Source organism: Streptomyces krungchingensis, assembly GCF_054729265.1.
The window spans coordinates 60,790-77,835 of sequence record NZ_JBPUKY010000002.1; the positions used below are offsets into that span (position 1 = coordinate 60,790).

Sequence of the window (17,046 nt, forward strand, 5' to 3'; positions counted from 1 at the left end):
CCAGGCGATGACGAGGGCCGGAGGTCGGGCCGTATCGGGGGTCGGGCCCCGGGCTGTCGGTCCCGGACCATAGGTTGGGGGCGTGACGACCACCGCATCGCAAGAAGCGTTCCTGCAGGCCTTCCACGCCGACCGTCCGGCGGTGACCGCCGAGGCGTTCGGGCGCGGCCGTGCTCCGGACGGCCGGTCCAGTTACGAGATCCTGTGCGACCAAGTCGCCGGCAGCGGGAGCGTGCTGGACCTCGGCTGCGGCGACGGTCTGCTCCTGGAGCTGCTGGCCCGCAGCGACGGCAGGCGGCTCGCCGGGGTGGACCTGTCGCCCGAATCGCTGGCGCTCGCCCGACGGCGGCCGGCCCTGTCCGGGGCGCGGCTGGAGGAAGGCCGGGCCCAGGCCCTTCCGTTTGCCGACGACAGCTTCGACGCCTGTGTCTCCCACATGGCGCTGATGCTCATGGCCGAGATCGAGCGGGTCGCGGCGGAGGTGGCCCGGGTGCTCTCGCCGCGAGGAGTGCTGGCCTGTGTGGTGGGTGGCGGCGCGGCCGGTGGCGAGGCGTACGAACGCTTCGTCGCTCTGTTGCGTTCCATGATGCAGGAGCTGCCGCCCTCGCGGCGCATCCCGGCGCTGGGTGACAGAAGGACCCGCACGCGCGAGGGTCTCGACGACGTCCTCGGGGCGGCGGGTTTCGCCCCCGTGGAGTGGGACACCTTCACCATCGATCTGAGCGGCCCCGTGGAGCAGGTGTGGGCGACGGTGTCGGGCCTCTACGACCTCGGCCCGCTGGACCACACCACGGTGGAGCGGCTGCGGGAGGATTTCTTCGCCGAGGCGGCGGAGTTGACGACGCCTCAGGGAATCGTCCCCTGCGCCTTCACGATGCACCTCGCGACGGCGCGACTGCGCTAGAGGCCGGCCGATGCGGCGGGCGCCACGGTGTGCCCGCGTCGGCGGGTGCGCGGACGCCGACGGGTGTGCGTGGCGCGGCGCCTGTTGACCTTCACCTTGGGGCAGGTCACAGCATGGGTGGGGCCGGGCGACCTGCCCGGCAGAGGAGGAGTGGGCATGGGGCTGCTGACCATCGGAGCGTTCTCGAAGGCGTCCCGGCTGTCGCCGAAGGCGCTGCGTCTCTACGACGAGCTGGGCCTGCTGACCCCCGCTCGCGTCGACCCGGTGACCGGCTACCGGCTCTACGCCCCGGAGCAACTGGACCGTGCCCGCACCGTCGCCTGGCTGCGGCGCCTGGGAATGCCGCTGGCCCGCATCCGGCACGTGTGCACGCTGGAGCCGGCAGCGGCGGCCCAGGAGATCCGGGCGTTCTGGGCCCAGGTCGAGGCCGACACCGCCGCACGGCGCGATCTGGCCACCTTCCTCGTCGACCACCTGTCCAGGAAGGACCCTGACATGACACCGACCTCCGGCACCCTCGGAATCCGCTACGCCGCCCTCTCCGACGCGGGACTGGTCCGCTCCGGCAACCAGGACACCGCGTACGCCGGACCCCGCCTGCTCGCCGTCGCCGACGGCTTCGGCAGGGCGGGGGCACCGGCCGGCGCGGCCGCCGTCGACGCGTTCAAGCACCTCGAAACCGGCGGCATCCCCGCGGGCAGCCTCCTCGGCGTCCTCGAGGACGCGGTCGAACAGGCCCGGCAGGCCGTGTGCGACGTGGCCGGCTCCTCGCCGGAGGCGGCCGGCACCACGCTCACCGCGATGCTCTGGACCGGGTCGCAGCTGGCGCTCGTCCACATCGGCGACTCCCGTGCCTATGTCCTGCGCGACGGCGAGCTGTTCCAGATCACCCACGACCACACCGTGGTGCAGTCGATGGTCGACGAGGGCCGCATCAGCGCGGAGGAGGCCCTGTCCCATCCCCAACGGTCCTTGCTCATACGGGCCTTGGGACGGGGTGCCGACGGCACCCCCGACATGCGCCTGCACGACGTGCGGTCCGGGGACCGCTATCTCCTCTGCTCCGACGGCCTGTCGACGGTCGTCGACGCCGCGGAGGTCCGCCGGGTGGTCACGACGGTCGCGGACCCGGAGCGGGCGGTGCGCGAGCTCGTGGCCCTCGCCAACCGCTCCGGCGGACCCGACAACGTCAGTTGTGTGGTCGCGGACGTGTCGGAGGTGCCGCAGTAGGAGTGCGGCGGCCGGCCCTTCTCCGGGGCGCAGCAGCTCGCCGGGCACGGGCTGTCGCCCCGTGCGCGGGCAACGGCCCTGTCCCTCCTCGGTGTTCAGATGTTGCTCGCCTCGGCGCTCCGCACCGGCGTCGCCGTCTGCTGCGGGGTGTCGGGGTCGGGGCGCAGGATGCCGGCCGTGACGGCGCCGACCACGCACAGGGCGACCGGCAGGAGAAGGACCACGTCGAGCGGGGCGAGGTGGGTGAGCGGTCCGATGACGGCGGGACCGGCGAGCATGCCGAGGTAGCCGAGACCCGCCACCCGGGACACGTTCGTCGCGGCCGTCTCGGGATCGGTGTGTCCGGCGGCGCTGAACAGCTGGGGGACACAGCCGGACAGGCCGATCCCGAACAGGGCCCAGCCCGCCAGTGCGAGGGGCACCCACGGTGCCAGAGCCGCCGTGCCGAGGCCCAGGGCGGCGACACCGGCTCCGTGGCGCAGGACGGCGACCGCTCCGACGCGGGCGGCGATCCGGTCGGTCAGCAGGCGTCCCACGGTCATCGCGGTCGCGAAGGCCCCGTAGGCGAGGGCCGCGGTGGAGGCGGGGGCGTCGAGGACGTCCCGCAGGTGCAGCGCGGACCAGTCGTTGGCCACCCCTTCGCACAGCATCAGCATCAGGGCGAGCGCGGCCAGTGCCCAGACACGGGGCGGGGTCCGCCGTCGTACCGGCCTTCCGCCAGGGGCGGCGCTGCCCTGCGAGGGCGAGGTGCGCAGCAGGGCGGGCGCGGCGAGCAGGCCGGTCGTCAGCCCGAGCGCGGCGACCACGCCCAGGGTGGCGCCCGGGGAGACGCCCTCGCCGAGGGTGCGGGCGCCGAGCAGCGCGGCCAGCACACCGCCGATCGAGAAGACGGCGTGGAAGGCGGACATGACGGGGCGGCCGTAGGCGCGTTCGACGTGGACGGCGTGGGCGTTCATCGCGACGTCCAGGCAGCCGTTGCCGAAGCCGAGGGCCAGCAGGGCGCCGCCGAGCGCGAGGGGGCCGCCCGCCAGTCCGGGCAGGGCCAGCGCTCCGCTGCACAGCGCCGCCCCGGCGGGTACGGCGATGCGGGCCCCGAGGCGGTCGGTGAGTGGACCGACCAGCTGCATCCCGGCGAACGCGCCGGCGCCGAGCAACAGCAGCAGCCAGCCGAGCACGGTGTGGCTGATCCCGGCCCGGTGCTCGATCACGGGGATGTGCACGATCCACATGCCCATGACGAAGCCGTTCAAGCCGAAGTAGAAGAAGGTGGCCCAGCGGGCGAACCGAAGCGAGCGTGGCATGCAGCGAACATACAGAACACTTTCTTTGTTCGTAAACTCCCATCTCGAACATGCTTGATGTTCAATAGGGTGCATGAGCAGCGAACGACTGAGGCAGATCACGGATGCCGTGCGCGCGGCGGGCCGTATGGGCGTGGCCGAGCTGGCCGAGCTGACCGGGGCGTCGGAGATGACCGTCCGCCGCGATCTGGAGGTCCTGGCCGCGCAGGGCGTCCTGGAGCGCTACCGCGGCGGGGCCCGCACGCTGCTGCTGCGCGGCCAGGAGCCGCCGTTCGCGCTGCGCGCCGCCGAGGGCCAGGAGACCAAGCGCCGCATCGCCGAAGAGGTCTGCCGGCTGATCTCCGACGGCGAGTCGGTCGTCCTCGACAGCGGCACCACCTGCCTGGAGGTGGCGCGGGTCCTCCACGACCGCCGTGTCACCGTGATGCCGCTCTCCCTGCACGCCGTCAACGCGCTGACGGGCGGCGCGGAGGTGACCCTCCTGGTCCCCGGCGGCCAGCCTCGCCCCGGCGAACTCGCCCTGACCGGGCCGCTGACCGAGGCCTCGCTCGCCGCGCTGCGCTTCGACACCGCCGTCATCGGCTGCTGCGGCCTCACCGCGGCCGACGGCCTGACCGCCTACGACCTGGCCGACGCCGCGACGAAGCGCGCGGCGATCGGCTCGGCCCGTCGCGTCATCGCGGTCGCCGACGCCCCCAAGCTGACCCGCACGGCCCTGGCCTTCGTCGCCCCCGCCGCCGCGCTGCACGCGATCGTCACCGACACCTCGGCCCCCGACGAACCCGCCGCGGCCCTGGCCGCGGCGGGCGCCGTGATCCGGAAGGTGTGACCGACCCCATGACGGACACCGTGCTGTTCGACCTCTTCGGCGTCATCGCCCGCACCCAGTCGCCCGAGGACCGCGAGCGACTCGTACGGGCGGCGGACCTGCCCGCGGCGCACTCCGCGGACCGCTTCTGGGACGCCTACTGGTCCCTGCGGCCCGACTACGACAGGGGACGTACCGACGGGCGGCAGTACTGGCGGCAGGTGGCCGAGGCACTGGACACCCGCTTCGACGCGCGGCGCACGGACGCACTCGTCGCCGCCGACATCGCCGGCTGGGACGGCGTCGACCCCGACATGATCGGCCTCGTCCGGGAACTCTCCGCCGCGGGCCGCGACATCGCGCTCCTCTCCAACATCCCCGCGGAACTCGCCGCCCACTACGAGCACCACCACGACTGGCTCGGACACTTCCGGCTGCGCGCGTTCTCCTGCCGCATCGGCCACGCCAAGCCCGACCCGGCCGCCTTCCGGTGGTGCGTCGACGCGCTGGGGACCGAGCCCCGGAACATCCTCTTCGTGGACGACCGCCCCGAGAACGTACGGGCCGCCGAAGAGCTCGGCATACAAGGCCACCTCTTCACCGGCACCGCCCCGCTCAGGACCGTGCTGACCTCCAACGCCCATGGCGGCGGCGAGGTTTGACCGTCCGCCGAGGCACTCCCGGTGGACTCACACCATTGCCGCGTCCCGTCGGCGGGCGGCCTTCACCGGCCCCCGCCCGGCCCCTGAGCAGGCTCACGCGGCCCCTGGCGGGTTGTCCGGCCGCCGCTCCGTACCGGCGCGCGCTCGGTGGACGTGGGAGGAAAGAGGAAAGCAGCGGCCGAAGGGGCGCGCGTTCGGCCTGGGGGGACGATCCTGTATGCGGGGCGGTCCGGGCTCCGGAAGCCGTGATCCGGGCGTCGTCCCGCAGCCGACCAGCACCGTGACCGCACTGTCCCGGTCTCGTCCGGGGATGGGAGGAGCGCGTGAGCGAGCGCACGAGCGAGGCGCCGTCCGAGAGGGGCGACGGCCGGCGGACGGATCCACTCGTCCAGCTGTCGCTGGCACAGCTGAGAACGCGCACCAGCATGAAGTGGCGTACGCACCCCGAGGACGTGCTGCCGCTGTGGGTGGCCGAGATGGACGTCCCGCTCGCGGCGGCCGTCGCCGACGTGCTGCGCACGGCCATCGATCTGGGCGACACCGGATACCCCCACGGCACCGCCTACGCCGAGGCGCTCGCCGCCTTCGCCGGCAAGCGCTGGCAGTGGGACGACCTTCGCGTCGAGAACACGACCGTCGTGCCCGACGTCATGCTGGGCATCGTCGAGGTGCTCCGTCTGATCACCGGACCCGGCGACGCCGTAGTGGTGTGCTCACCGGTGTATCCGCCCTTCTACGCGTTCGTCTCCCACGACGCCCGTCACATCGTCGAGGCGCCCCTCGGGCCCGGCCTGCGCATCGACCTCGGCGCCCTGGAGGACGCGTTCGTACGGGCCCGGCGGCACGGCAGGCGTGCGGCGTTCCTCATGAGCAACCCCCACAACCCCACCGGCACCGTCCACACACGCGAGGAACTCGAAGCGGTCGCGGAGCTCGCGCGCCGGCACGGCGTACGGGTGGTGTCCGACGAGATCCATGGCCCCCTGGTGCTGCCCGGAGCCACCTTCACCCCCTTCCTGACGGTGCCCGGCGCGGAGAACGCCTTCGCCCTGACCTCGGCCTCCAAGGCCTGGAACCTCGCCGGACTCAAGGCCGCGCTGGCCGTCGCCGGCACGGAGGCCGCCGACGATCTGCACCGCATGCCAGAAGAGGTCGGCCACGGCCCCAGCCACCTCGGAGTCATCGCCCACACCGCGGCGTTCCGTGACGGCGGCGAGTGGCTCGACGACCTGCTGACCGGACTCGACGCCAATCGCGCGCTGTTGGGACGGCTCGTCGACGAACACCTCCCCGGCGTACGGTATCTGCCGCCGCAGGGCACCTATCTCGCCTGGCTGGACTGCACACACCTGAACCTGCACACCGACCACCACTCCGTCGACGGGCCGGGCGTGGTGGGCGACGTGGCCGGACCGGCGAAGATGTTCCTCGACGAGGCCCGGGTGGCCCTCAGCTCCGGACACGTCTTCGGCACCGGCGGCGCGGGCTGCGTACGCCTCAACTTCGCCACCTCGCCCACGGTCCTGCGCGAAGCGCTCACCAGAATGGGACGCGCGCTGGCCGGGCTGTGAGGTCTGAGCAGCGACGCCGAGGGCCGGTGACCGCGACCGCGGTCACCGGGGGCGGCACGGCCCGGCAGTTGATCGCACTCGACACCCGCACCGGAAAGGAACAGTGGGCCAGGCGCCTGCCCGTCGAGTCGAGGACCGCGGCCGCCGTGGTCTCCGTGACACCGGCGGTTCTCGCGGTGTCGGAGGACGACCGGCGCGGCACCCGGGCCCTGCTCGGCTTCGACGACCGGGGCGCGCCGACCGCGTCCGTGCCGCTGAGCGGGTCCGACGGGGACGTCGTCGTGCCCGAGGGCATACCCGCGGGCACCGGCAGGGAGGGCCGGCCCCTCGTGTTCGGCGATCTGCTGGTGACCTTGACCGAGCGCAAGGAGCTGGTGCCCGACGTGGTCGTCGCCCACTCCCTCAAGGACGGGCACAAGGTGTGGGAGTACCGGACCGACGGACTCTCCACGGACGCTCTGGCCCGTGAAGCGGACGGTCGCATCGCAGTGCTGGTCTCCACTGTGGACGGCGGACAGGTCGTCCTGCTCGACGAGGCCGGTGCCGAGCGGGGGCGGATCGAGCCGGCCGACGCCGAGGATGCGGCTCTCTCGATCAGTCCCGAGCTGATCCCCGTGACGGGCGGTCATGTTGTCGTCAATCACCTGTCGATGAGCGGCGAGCCCGCCGTCTTCTCCCTGCGCTGACCCGGACGCACGGCACACCGGCCAGGACCGCTCCGACGGCCTCGCCGGTGCGGTCCGGCGACCGCACCGGCGCGCACCGGTGGATTCGCCGTGCCGCAGGGGCCACGCGGCCGGTGCGGTCCGACGGCCCTACCGGCACGCACCCGTGGATTCGCCGCGCGGCGGCGACCACACGGCCGGGATGCTCCGGCGGCCACACCGGCGCGCGCCGGTGGACCAGCCCCGCCGCAGGGGCCACACGGCCGGGACCCTCCGGCGGCCGCACCGGTCCGCGCGGACCGCCCGGTCGACGGCCGCCCACCCGGCAGGCACGCTCCGACGAAGTCACCGACACGCTCCGACGGCCGGGTCGGAGGCCCGCCCACCCGGTAGGCACGCTCTGACCATGTCGCCGGCACGCTCCGGCCGCTTCCGGCACGCTCCGACCGCTTCCGGCACGCGCCGGCGAGCCCGCCGCACCGCGCGACCGCCGCACTGCGCGACCGTACGGTCGGGACGCGCCGCCGAGTTCGGGGAGCGCTCTCTCGACGATGGATGGTTCTGCGGCGTGAACCAGGAGTCAAGGGATGCGACCGAAATTTCGGATGGCGTCGCCGACCGAAGGTCAATCGACGCTGCCGGGCGCCAATCGACGCTGCTGGGCGCCGAGTTGGGCGTATCCCACGGCAGTGATCCTTCGACTGAACCTCTTGACACTCTCATGTCACGGCGCCAACACTCCAGTCGATGGGAGAGCGCTCTCTCACGCCAATCCCCACCTCCCATCCAGGAGTTCGCCATGCCACGGAGATCGAAGGTCCTCTCAGGGACGCTGGTCGCGGGCGCGTTACTGCTGACCACGCTCGGCCTGGGCGGCGTCGCGATGAGTGCCGGTCCGCCGGTGCAGGACAGCGGGCAGACGACGTCGTCGGCGGCGGGACACGCGGGCCACGCCATGGCCGTGTCGACCGCCTCCTCGCCCGAGGACCCGGACGGTGACGGCTACATACCGGCGAACCCGCCGGTCACCGGCGTCACCCCGTCCACACAGAATCCGCCCCACCGGTACTTCCACGAATTCCAGGCCAACTGCTCGGTGAGTCACACCAAGCCGGACGACCCCATCGTCTATCCGCAGCAGCCCGGCAAGTCCCACGACCACACCTTCATGGGCAACACCACGACGAACGCCGCCAGCACCACGGCCTCCCTCGCGGCCGGCACCACCACCTGCAAGGCGCCCGGCGACAAGTCGGGCTACTGGATGCCGACGCTCTTCGACGGCGACCAGCCGGTGCTGCCGCTCGGCCCGCAGGTGATCTACTACAAGGCCGGTGTCACCGACTACACGAGCGTGCGGCCCTTCCCGAAGGGCCTGCGGTACGTCGTCGGCAGCCCGATGCAGACCGCCGACGAGTTCCGCCACCACCCCGGCTTCGTCGAGGGCTGGGAATGCGGGGACAGTTTCTTCAACGTCGACTTCCCCACGAACTGTCCCGACCGCGCCGACGTACAGCTCAACATCCGCTTCCAGGCCCCCAGTTGCTGGGACGGCAGGTACCTGGACACGCCGGACCACAAGAGCCACATGGCCTACCCGGTGGTCAAGCCCGGCACCAACGACAACGTCTGCCCCGCCGATCACCCGGTGGCGCTGCCGATGATCGAGTTCAAGATGGCCTTCCCCGTCAACGGCGACCTCTCCCGGGTCAGGCTGGCCAGTGGACCGAGCTATTCGTTCCACTACGACTTCTTCAACGCCTGGGACGACGCCACCCTCAAGGCGCTGGTCGACCACTGTGTGGTCGGCGGCCTGCAGTGCAACGCGCGCGGGTACGACGAGACGCACCCGGAGGCGGGCGCGGCACTCGACGAGAACTACCGGCTTCCCTGAACACCCTCGCCGACAGAACACCCCGCGGACTTCCTCCGTGACGTCCGTCGCGGCGGAAGTCTTCAGAACCGGGCGGCCCTGCCGCCACCGTCCCCGCCGCGGCCGGGCCGCCCCTCCACCCCCACACCGGAGCAACCACCATGAATCCACCGCCCCGCACTCGTGCGCGCCGCCTCGCGGCGCCCCTCACCGCAGGCGTCCTGACCGTCGGCGCACTCACCGCCCTGCCCGCCGCACCGGCCCACGCCGCCGACAGCGTCGTCAAGGTGACCGGCAGCCAGGGCAATTGGCAGCTGACCGTGGACGGGCAGCCCTACCAGGTCAAAGGCCTGAGCTGGGGCCCGGCGGTCGCCGACGCGGGCACGTACCTGCCGGACCTGAAGTCCATGGGCGTCAACACCATCCGCACCTGGGGCACCGACGCCTCCAGCAAACCCCTCCTCGACGCGGCCGCGGCGAACGGCATCAAGGTCGTCGCCGGATTCTGGCTCCAGCCCGGCGGAGGACCGGGCAGCGGCGGCTGCGTGAACTACGTGACCGACACGGCGTACAAGAACCAGATGCTCGAAGAGTTCCCCCAGTGGGTCCAGACCTACAAGGACAACCCCGGTGTGCTCATGTGGGACGTCGGCAACGAGTCGGTGCTCGGGCTCCAGAACTGCTACACGGGCGACGAACTGGAAAGGCAGCGCGACGCCTACACCACCCTCGTCAACGACATCACGAAGAGGATCCACACCGTCGACCCGAACCACCCGGTCACCTCCACCGACGCGTGGGTCGGCGCCTGGCCCTACTACAAGAGGAACGCGCCCGATCTCGACCTGTACGCCGTCAACTCCTACAACGCGGTCTGCGACATCAAGTCCGCTTGGGAGCAGGGTGGTTACACCAAGCCGTACATCGTGACCGAGACCGGTCCCGCGGGGGAGTGGGAGGTGCCGGACGACGCCAACGGCGTGCCGCAGGAGCCCACCGACCAGGCCAAGGCCGCCGGCTACACGAAGGCCTGGGGCTGCGTCACCGGGCACAGGGGTGTGGCCCTGGGGGCGACGATGTTCCACTACGGCACGGAGTACGACTTCGGCGGCATCTGGTTCAACCTGCTGCCCGCCGGCCAGAAGCGACTGTCGTACTACGCGGTGAAGCGCGCCTACGGAGGGGACACCGCCCACGACAACACCCCGCCGGTCGTCGTCGACCTGACCGTCGAGGGCGACCCGGGCAAGGTGCAGGCGGGCCGTGACCTGACGCTCGCCGTCAAGGCGACCGACCCCGACGGCGACCAGGTCGCGTACGAGGTCCTCAGCAACAGCATGTACATCGACCAGAGCAAGAACCTGACCCCGCTCGCCTCCACGGCCCTCGGCGGTGGCCGTCTCAGGGTCACCGCACCCGACCGTCCCGGTGTCTGGAAGATCTACGTCAAGGCGACCGACGGCAAGGGCAACGTCGGCGTCGAGACGCGCTCGATCAGGGTCGTCCCGCCCACGGTGGACGGCACGAACGTCGCCCGGAGCAAGCCGGCCACCGCCTCGTCCTACCAGGCGAGTTACGGCGACTGCCCCTGCACGCCGGCCAACGCCGTGGACGGAGACCCCAGGACACGCTGGGCGAGCGACTGGAGCGACCCGCAGTGGCTCCGGGTCGACCTCGGCACGCGCACGTCGTTCAAGCACGTACAACTGGTCTGGGAAGCCTCCTACGCCAAGACGTACACCGTCCAGACGTCCGACGACGGACAGAACTGGCAGACCGTGAAGACGGTGACGGGCGGCAACGGCGGCGTCGACGACTTCGACGTCAGCGGAACCGGCCGCTACGTCCGGATCAACGGCACGGAACGCGGCACCGGCTGGGGCTACTCGCTCTACGAGTTCGGTGTCTACAACTGACCGATTCACACGAGGGGGTGGGGATGACCGACGAGGAACTCGACCGGCTTCTCGACAAACTGACCCTGCGGGCCAAGGTCCGGCTGCTCACCGGCGCCACCACCTGGCGCACGCACGCCGAACCGGCTGTCGGCCTGCGGCAGATGGTGCTGTCGGACGGACCGGCGGGCGTACGCGGAGAGACCTGGGACGAGCGGCACACCTCCGTACTGCTCCCCTCGGCCTCCGCGCTCGCCGCCTCCTGGGACGACGAACTGGTCGAGGAGATCGGCGGCCTCCTCGCCTCCGAGGCGCGGCGCAAGGGCGTGGACGTGGTCCTTGCGCCGAACCTCAACCTGCATCGCAGCCCGCTCGGCGGGCGCCATTTCGAATGCTTCTCCGAGGACCCGGAACTCACCGGCCGCATCGGTGCGGCGCTGGTGCGGGGCATCCAGGCCCGCGGTGTGGCCGCCGCCGCCAAGCACTTCGTCGCGAACGACTCCGAGACGGAGCGGCTGACCGTCGACGTGCGGGCCGGGCGGCGCACCCTGCGGGAGGTCTACCTCGCTCCCTTCGAGGCCGCCGTCGCCGCCGGCGTCCGGCTGGTGATGGCCGGGTACAACAGCGTCAACGGCACGACCCTGACCGCGCATCCGCTGCTCGCCGAGCCCTTGAAGAGCCAATGGGGCTTCGACGGAGTCGTCGTGTCCGACTGGGGAGCCGTGCGGGGCACACAGGACACCGCCCGGGCCGCCCTGGACCTGGTGATGCCGGGCCCGGACGGCGCTTGGGGCGACGCCCTGGTGCGTGCGGTCGACGAGGGCACGGTCGCCGAGTCCGTCGTCGACGACAAGGTGCGCCGGCTGCTGCGGCTGGCCGCCCGCTGCGGCGCGCTCGGGGAGGCACCGCCTCCGCGTCGGACGTCGTCGGTCGCGAGTGGCGCACGGGCGGTGGCCCGGCGGGCCGTCGCGGCCGGCGCGGTTCTGCTGGCCAACCGGGGTGTACTGCCCCTGGACCCCGCCCGCCTGGCGACGGTTGCCGTCATCGGCGCACATGCCGCCCGGACCCGTACCCAGGGCGGCGGCAGCGCCGGCGTCTTCCCGCAGGACGAGGTCTGTGTCCTCGACGGGATCAGGAGCAGTCTGCGCGGCCGGGCCGAGGTCGTCCACGTGCCCGGGCCGGTGCCCGACGAGCCGCCCGCCCCCTTGGACACGGCCCTGTGCACGCACCCCCGTTCCGGCCTGCCGGGGGTCATGCTGCGTGTGCTCGATGTCGAAGGCCGCGAGTTGTACGCCGAACACCGGCGTACCGGGCGTCAGTTGGAGCCCACCCTGGTCCCCGGCGCGCACACGGTGGAGATCAGCGCACGGCTGCACCCGCGGACCTCGGGAGCCTGGACTCTGAGCGTCGCGGGATTCGGGCGGATGAGCCTTCGCCTCGACGACCGCCCCTTGCTGGACGGCGAGTTCGTGAAGGACACCGACGACCCGGCGATCGTCCATGTGAACCCGCCCGCACGTCTCGCCACGGCCCCGCTGACCCGCGGCACCGCCCCGCTGCTCGTCGCGCGACGCGAACTCGCCCCCGGCACCGGCAGAGCGACGGTCGTGGGAGCCGCCCCACCAGCCACCGCTGCCGCGCAGGCCCTGGTCGCCGCGGAGAGGGCCGCACGCGCGGCGGACGTGGCCGTCGTGGTCGTCGGCACCACCGAGCACGGCGAGTCCGAGGGACGGGATCGCACGGAACTCGCCCTCGGGCCCGCGCAGGACGCCCTCGTCCGTGCCGTGGCCCGGGCGAACCCGCGCACGGTGGCCCTCGTCAACAGCGGCGGCCCCGTCGAAATGCCCTGGCGCGAGGAGGTCGGCGCCCTCCTGCTCACCTGGTTCACCGGACAGGAAGGGGGCGGCGGCCTGGCCGACGTGCTGTTCGGGCGGTCGGAGCCCGGTGGACGCCTGCCCACCAGCTGGCCCGCCGAACTCGCCGACGCGCCCGTCACCCGGGTCCGGCCCGCCGACGGCCGCCTCGAGTACGGCGAAGGCCTGCACATCGGCTACCGAGGCTGGCTGCGCACCGGACGTACCCCGGCCTACTGGTTCGGGCACGGACTCGGCTACACGACGTGGGCCTACGAGGAGATCGGCGCCCCGGCCGAAGTCCCCGGCGACGGTTTCACGGTGCGGGTGCGGGTGCGCAACACGGGCGGGCGGACCGGCCGCGAGGTCGTCCAGGTGTACCTCGCCCGCCCGGACGCCGCCGTGGAGTATCCGCAGCGGTGGCTGGCGGGCTACACGGCGGTCCGTGCCCGGCCCGGGGACGCCGTGACGGTCCCCGTGCGGGTGCCGGCGCGCAGCCTGCGGCACTGGGACGAGGACGCGGGAGACTGGCGGATCGAGCCCGGGACCTGCCGGGTCCTGGCCGGACGCTCGGCGGGCGACCTGCCCCTGTGCACGGAGGTCACGGTGTGCGCGGAGGGAGGGCCCGGCGTGCCGGGAGAGCGCTCTATGCCGTGACCGCACCGTGCCGTTAGGGTGCGGCCATGAGCAGACGCGTCCCGACGCTGGAGGACGTCGCCCGCGAGGCGGGTGTCTCCCGCGCGACCGTGTCCCGGGTGGTCAACGGCGTACGCAACGTGGATCCGGCGATCCGGGACACGGTGCGCCAGGCCATCGACCGCACCGGTTACGCACCCAACCGGGCGGCCCGCGCGCTCGTCACCCGGCGCGCCGAGACCGTCGCACTGGTGGTGTCCGGTGCGGGCGACCACTCCGACGAGAGTCAGAACGCCTTCGCCACAAGGGTGTTCGCGGATCCCTTCTTCGGGCGGGTGGTCGGCGGTGTCGTGGGATTCCTCCGGCCCAGGTCGATGCACCCGGTGCTGATGTTCGCCGAGTCCGACGATGCCAGGGACGAGGTGCTGACGTATCTGCGACAGGGCCGGGCCGACGGGGCGCTCGTGGTGTCCACACACCCCGACGATCCGCTGCCCGCGCTCCTGGCGGACGCGGCACTGCCCGCGGTGCTGTTCGCCCGCCCCGCGCGACCGGTGCCGCTCAGCTACGTGGATCTGGCCCACTGGGAGGGCGGACGCCTCGCGGCGGAGCACCTGGTGGCGCGCGGCTGCCGGAGACCGGCCACCGTCTGCGGTCCGCTGGGGGTCTTCGCGAGTCAGGAACGCCTCGCGGGATTCCGTGACACGCTCGCCCGGCACGGCCATCCCTGTGTGCCGGTCGTCGAAGGCGGCTTCACCCTCGACAGCGGCAGCACGGCCATGGCACGCCTGCTGTCCGAACACCCGGACGTGGACGGGGTGTTCGCCGCCAACGACCTCATGGCGCACGGTGCGTGCCAGGTCCTGAGGGAGCGGGGACGGCGGGTGCCCGACGACGTCGCGGTCGTGGGCTTCGACGACTCCAGTGTCGCCGTCACCAGCCGTCCCCGGCTCACCACCGTCCGCCAGCCCGTGGAACGGATGGGCGCGGAAATGGCCCGCCTCCTGGACGAACACATCCGCGGCATACGCACCGAGGCCACGGCGGTCGGCTTCGACCCGGAGCTGATCGTCCGCGAATCGGCCTGAGCCGTCGCCCCCGGTGCCGGGACTCGCTCCGCCGGACCGGTGGACCGTGCCTCAGGAGCCCTGCGCGGACTGCCCCAGGATCTCCCCCAGCACTTGATCGGGGCCGCGGACCACCGACTCCAGAGCCACCTGGTCGTACCGGTCGTCCCCGAGCAGCGAACGGGCCGTGCGCTCGTACTGCACGCGCACGGGCCCCAGTTCGGGTGTCCCGCGCTGCGGGTGACCGACCGCGCTCCAGTACGTCTCACTGGTGGCGTACGCCGCGACCGCCGGCTCCCCGGCGCCCTGCGCGGCCAGCGCGGCGGCGAGGACGTCGAGCCCGAGTGCCAGACCGAAGCTGTCCCCGATGCGGCGCTTGCCCTCCAGCATGGAGCGGGCGTGCACCACGGCGTCCCGGGCCCGGTCCTCGAAGAGCGCGATGACGGCGAGCTGGTAGTCGGCGTACGAGCGGGTCCACCACTCGCCCCGGGCCAGTGAGCGACGGCGCAGGGACTCGGCCTCGTCGCGGGCCTGTTCCAGGAAGCCCTGCCCGGTCAGCGCGAACACCCGGGCCAGGCGGCACAGCACCGCGGACGCGGTGTCCGGGACGCCGCCCCCCATGCGGGCGAAGGCCTGATCGATCTGGTGCGCGGCAATCAGCGGCCGGCCGCCGAGCAGGTGCGTCAGCCCCAGCAGGTACCCCGACCGCAGGATGCCGTCGGTGTCCTCCCACCGTTCGGCCTCCTCGCGGCACACCTCCGCCAGGCCCTGGGCCCGGCCGGCCTCGCCGCGCAGCACCAGGGTGACGCCCAGTGCCCACAGCGCGCGGATCCGGGTCGGGCCCGGCTCCTTGCACTGCGACAGCGCGTCCTCCAAATAGTCGGTGGCCTCCCGGAGATGACCGCAGCAGCTCCAGAAGAAGCCGAGACGTCCGCCGAGGTCGAGGGCGGCCTCGGGCCGCGCGTCGAGCAGATGGTCCAGCGCGGCGCACAGGTCGGTGTGCGCGGCGTCGATCCAGCGGTAGGCGTGGATCTGGCCGGGACCGAACCAGGCGGCGTCCGCGGCGCGCACCCGGTCCCGGAAATACTGAGCGTGGCGGTCCAGGGCCTCGGCCGACTCGCCCAGTTCGTCCAGCCACATGCGGCCGTACTCGCGGACGGTGTCGAGCATCCGGTAGCGCTCGCCGTCGCGCTTCACGACCGATCTGCGCTCCAGCCCTTCGAGCGCCCGTACCGCCTCCTCGGGCGGGAGCGGGCCGCTGCCGCACACCGCCACCACGGTGCCGGCGTCCACCGCGCCGCGGAACACCGACAGACGCGCCCACAGCAGCCGTTCGGCGGGCTCGCACAGCTCGTGACTCCACCCGATCGCGGTGCGCAGGACACGATGGTGCGGCGGGCCGAACCCCCGTGCGCCGTGGAGGTCGAGGCGGGCGCGCAGGACCCGTTCGATCTGGTCGATGTCCTGGTGGGCCAGGTGTCCGGCGGCCAGCTCGATGGCGAGCGGCACGCCCTCCAGGGCGTGGCACAGGCGGGCGGCCGTCACCAGGCCCTGCGGACCGGCCAGGGGCGTGCCGGCGGCCGCCGCGCGCTCGCACAGCAGCCGCACGGCGTCGGTGGCCACGGGCAGCGGTTCCACGGCGATCCGATGTTCGTCCGCCAGTCCCAGGTGTTCCCGGGACGTGGTCAGCACGGTCAGGCGCGGGCACGCTTCCAGGAGGTGGGTGACGAGCGCGCGACAGCCGTTCAGCAGGCCCTCGCAGGAATCGAGGACGAGGACCAGGTCCCGGTCGCCCACCCACGCGCTCAGCGTGTCGAGCGGTGTGGCCGCGGTGTGGTCGGCGAAGTCCAGCGCGTCGGCGACCACGGCGACCAGCAGGCGGTCGTCCCGCAGTTGCCAGAGATCGGCCCAGGCCACCGAACGGCCGTCGTGCCACGCCCGGTCCGCGGCGTGCAGCGCGAGACGGCTCTTGCCGACCCCGCCGGGCCCCGTCAGCGTGACCAGCCGGTCCCTGGCCAAGGCGTCGGCCAGATGGGCCAGTTCGCCGCCGCGGCCGACGAATCCCGTGGGTACCTCGGGCAGATTGCTCAACACCCCACCAGTCTTGCGTCCCGGCGAGCCCCGACGGGCCGGTTCCGCCGAGATGGCGTCGCGGTGCGGGCCCGGCCCCCTCCTCCGTACGGCTCGCCCGGCCGGGACTCCCCCCCCGCGGAACTGTGGGGCAAAGCCGGTGACCGCCGGGCCGCGACGCCGCCGGCCACGGTCGGCTGGCCGCCCGACCTGCGCCGCGGGGCACTCACGGAACGTCACCCCATCGAGGCACGGCGCGAAGCGGACCCGCCGTACGGCGACCGGTCCGCCGTCCCCCGCCGACCACGCGCCGTCGATGTGTCTGTTGCTCACTTTCGGGTGAGGGCTTGTGCGGGGGAGACGTGGCCCGCCTGCCGGGGAGACACGAGTCGCCCTTGCCGGTGGGGAATCCGGTGCGACGGGGCATCAAAATGGGTCATTCAACGCATAGATGGACGTTACATCCGAGTATCACGAGCATGTGCGGGATCCGTAACAGGCCTCGTGCCGG

12 protein-coding genes are annotated in these 17,046 nt (G+C 72.7%); 10 read left to right on the plus strand and 2 right to left on the minus strand.

Annotated features, from left to right (window positions below; translation table 11 throughout):
• The first annotated feature begins 82 nt into the window (after nt 1–82).
• Both ACSYGO_RS40940 and ACSYGO_RS40945 read left to right on the plus strand, forming a co-directional pair.
• Nucleotides 83–904 carry a class I SAM-dependent methyltransferase gene (locus ACSYGO_RS40940; RefSeq protein ID WP_426676389.1) on the plus strand — a complete coding sequence of 274 codons (822 nt, stop codon included), beginning with the start codon at nt 83–85 and terminating at the stop codon, nt 902–904.
• Nucleotides 905–1,060: 156 nt separating this feature from the next.
• A complete protein-coding gene (locus tag ACSYGO_RS40945) occupies nt 1,061–2,134 on the plus strand; it encodes a MerR family transcriptional regulator (RefSeq protein ID WP_426676388.1) in 1,074 nt (357 codons plus the stop codon).
• Between the two features lie 95 nt (nt 2,135–2,229).
• Here ACSYGO_RS40945 and ACSYGO_RS40950 read toward each other — a convergent pair whose 3' ends face one another.
• Entirely contained in the window at nt 2,230–3,435 is a 1,206-nt protein-coding gene (locus ACSYGO_RS40950) for an MFS transporter (RefSeq protein WP_426676387.1), read from the minus strand.
• 73 nt (nt 3,436–3,508) lie between these two features.
• Between ACSYGO_RS40950 and ACSYGO_RS40955 the strand changes: the two genes are divergently transcribed.
• The 8 genes from ACSYGO_RS40955 (at nt 3,509) to ACSYGO_RS40990 (ending at nt 14,486) form a co-directional block, all read left to right on the plus strand.
• A complete protein-coding gene (locus tag ACSYGO_RS40955) occupies nt 3,509–4,264 on the plus strand; it encodes a DeoR/GlpR family DNA-binding transcription regulator (protein WP_426676386.1) in 756 nt (251 codons plus the stop codon).
• 8 nt (nt 4,265–4,272) lie between these two features.
• The gene (locus tag ACSYGO_RS40960) at nt 4,273–4,905 is read left to right on the plus strand and encodes an HAD family hydrolase (protein ID WP_426676385.1); all 633 of its coding nucleotides are present in this window, start codon (nt 4,273–4,275) and stop codon (nt 4,903–4,905) included.
• Nucleotides 4,906–5,228: 323 nt separating this feature from the next.
• Entirely contained in the window at nt 5,229–6,476 is a 1,248-nt protein-coding gene (locus tag ACSYGO_RS40965) for a MalY/PatB family protein (protein WP_426676384.1), read from the plus strand.
• A gap of 26 nt (nt 6,477–6,502) precedes the next feature.
• Nucleotides 6,503–7,162 (plus strand): hypothetical protein, encoded by a 660-nt coding sequence (locus tag ACSYGO_RS40970; RefSeq protein ID WP_460389852.1) that lies wholly within the window; start codon nt 6,503–6,505, stop codon nt 7,160–7,162.
• 778 nt (nt 7,163–7,940) lie between these two features.
• Nucleotides 7,941–9,035, plus strand: coding sequence for a DUF1996 domain-containing protein (locus ACSYGO_RS40975; RefSeq protein ID WP_460389853.1), 1,095 nt, complete (start codon nt 7,941–7,943; stop codon nt 9,033–9,035).
• Between the two features lie 140 nt (nt 9,036–9,175).
• Nucleotides 9,176–10,930 (plus strand): discoidin domain-containing protein, encoded by a 1,755-nt coding sequence (locus tag ACSYGO_RS40980; RefSeq protein WP_460389854.1) that lies wholly within the window; start codon nt 9,176–9,178, stop codon nt 10,928–10,930.
• A 23-nt stretch (nt 10,931–10,953) separates the two neighbouring features.
• The gene (locus ACSYGO_RS40985) at nt 10,954–13,419 is read left to right on the plus strand and encodes a glycoside hydrolase family 3 C-terminal domain-containing protein (protein WP_460389855.1); all 2,466 of its coding nucleotides are present in this window, start codon (nt 10,954–10,956) and stop codon (nt 13,417–13,419) included.
• 26 nt (nt 13,420–13,445) lie between these two features.
• Nucleotides 13,446–14,486, plus strand: coding sequence for a LacI family DNA-binding transcriptional regulator (locus tag ACSYGO_RS40990; RefSeq protein ID WP_460389856.1), 1,041 nt, complete (start codon nt 13,446–13,448; stop codon nt 14,484–14,486).
• Between the two features lie 51 nt (nt 14,487–14,537).
• On the opposite strand, the gene ACSYGO_RS40995 is transcribed toward ACSYGO_RS40990, so the two are convergent.
• A complete protein-coding gene (locus tag ACSYGO_RS40995) occupies nt 14,538–16,559 on the minus strand; it encodes an ATP-binding protein (RefSeq protein WP_460389857.1) in 2,022 nt (673 codons plus the stop codon).
• Between the last annotated feature and the right edge of the window lie 487 nt (nt 16,560–17,046).

Excerpts from the sequence above, each read along its gene's own strand:
- ACSYGO_RS40950 (WP_426676387.1), bottom strand. The coding sequence starts at position 3,435 with ATGCCACGCTCGCTTCGGTTCGCCCGCTGGGCCACCTTCTTCTACTTC.
- ACSYGO_RS40960 (WP_426676385.1), top strand. The coding sequence starts at position 4,273 with ATGACGGACACCGTGCTGTTCGACCTCTTCGGCGTCATCGCCCGCACC.
- ACSYGO_RS40945 (WP_426676388.1), top strand. The coding sequence starts at position 1,061 with ATGGGGCTGCTGACCATCGGAGCGTTCTCGAAGGCGTCCCGGCTGTCG.
- ACSYGO_RS40955 (WP_426676386.1), top strand. The coding sequence starts at position 3,509 with ATGAGCAGCGAACGACTGAGGCAGATCACGGATGCCGTGCGCGCGGCG.
- ACSYGO_RS40990 (WP_460389856.1), top strand. The coding sequence starts at position 13,446 with ATGAGCAGACGCGTCCCGACGCTGGAGGACGTCGCCCGCGAGGCGGGT.
- ACSYGO_RS40985 (WP_460389855.1), top strand. The coding sequence starts at position 10,954 with ATGACCGACGAGGAACTCGACCGGCTTCTCGACAAACTGACCCTGCGG.
- ACSYGO_RS40980 (WP_460389854.1), top strand. The coding sequence starts at position 9,176 with ATGAATCCACCGCCCCGCACTCGTGCGCGCCGCCTCGCGGCGCCCCTC.
- ACSYGO_RS40975 (WP_460389853.1), top strand. The coding sequence starts at position 7,941 with ATGCCACGGAGATCGAAGGTCCTCTCAGGGACGCTGGTCGCGGGCGCG.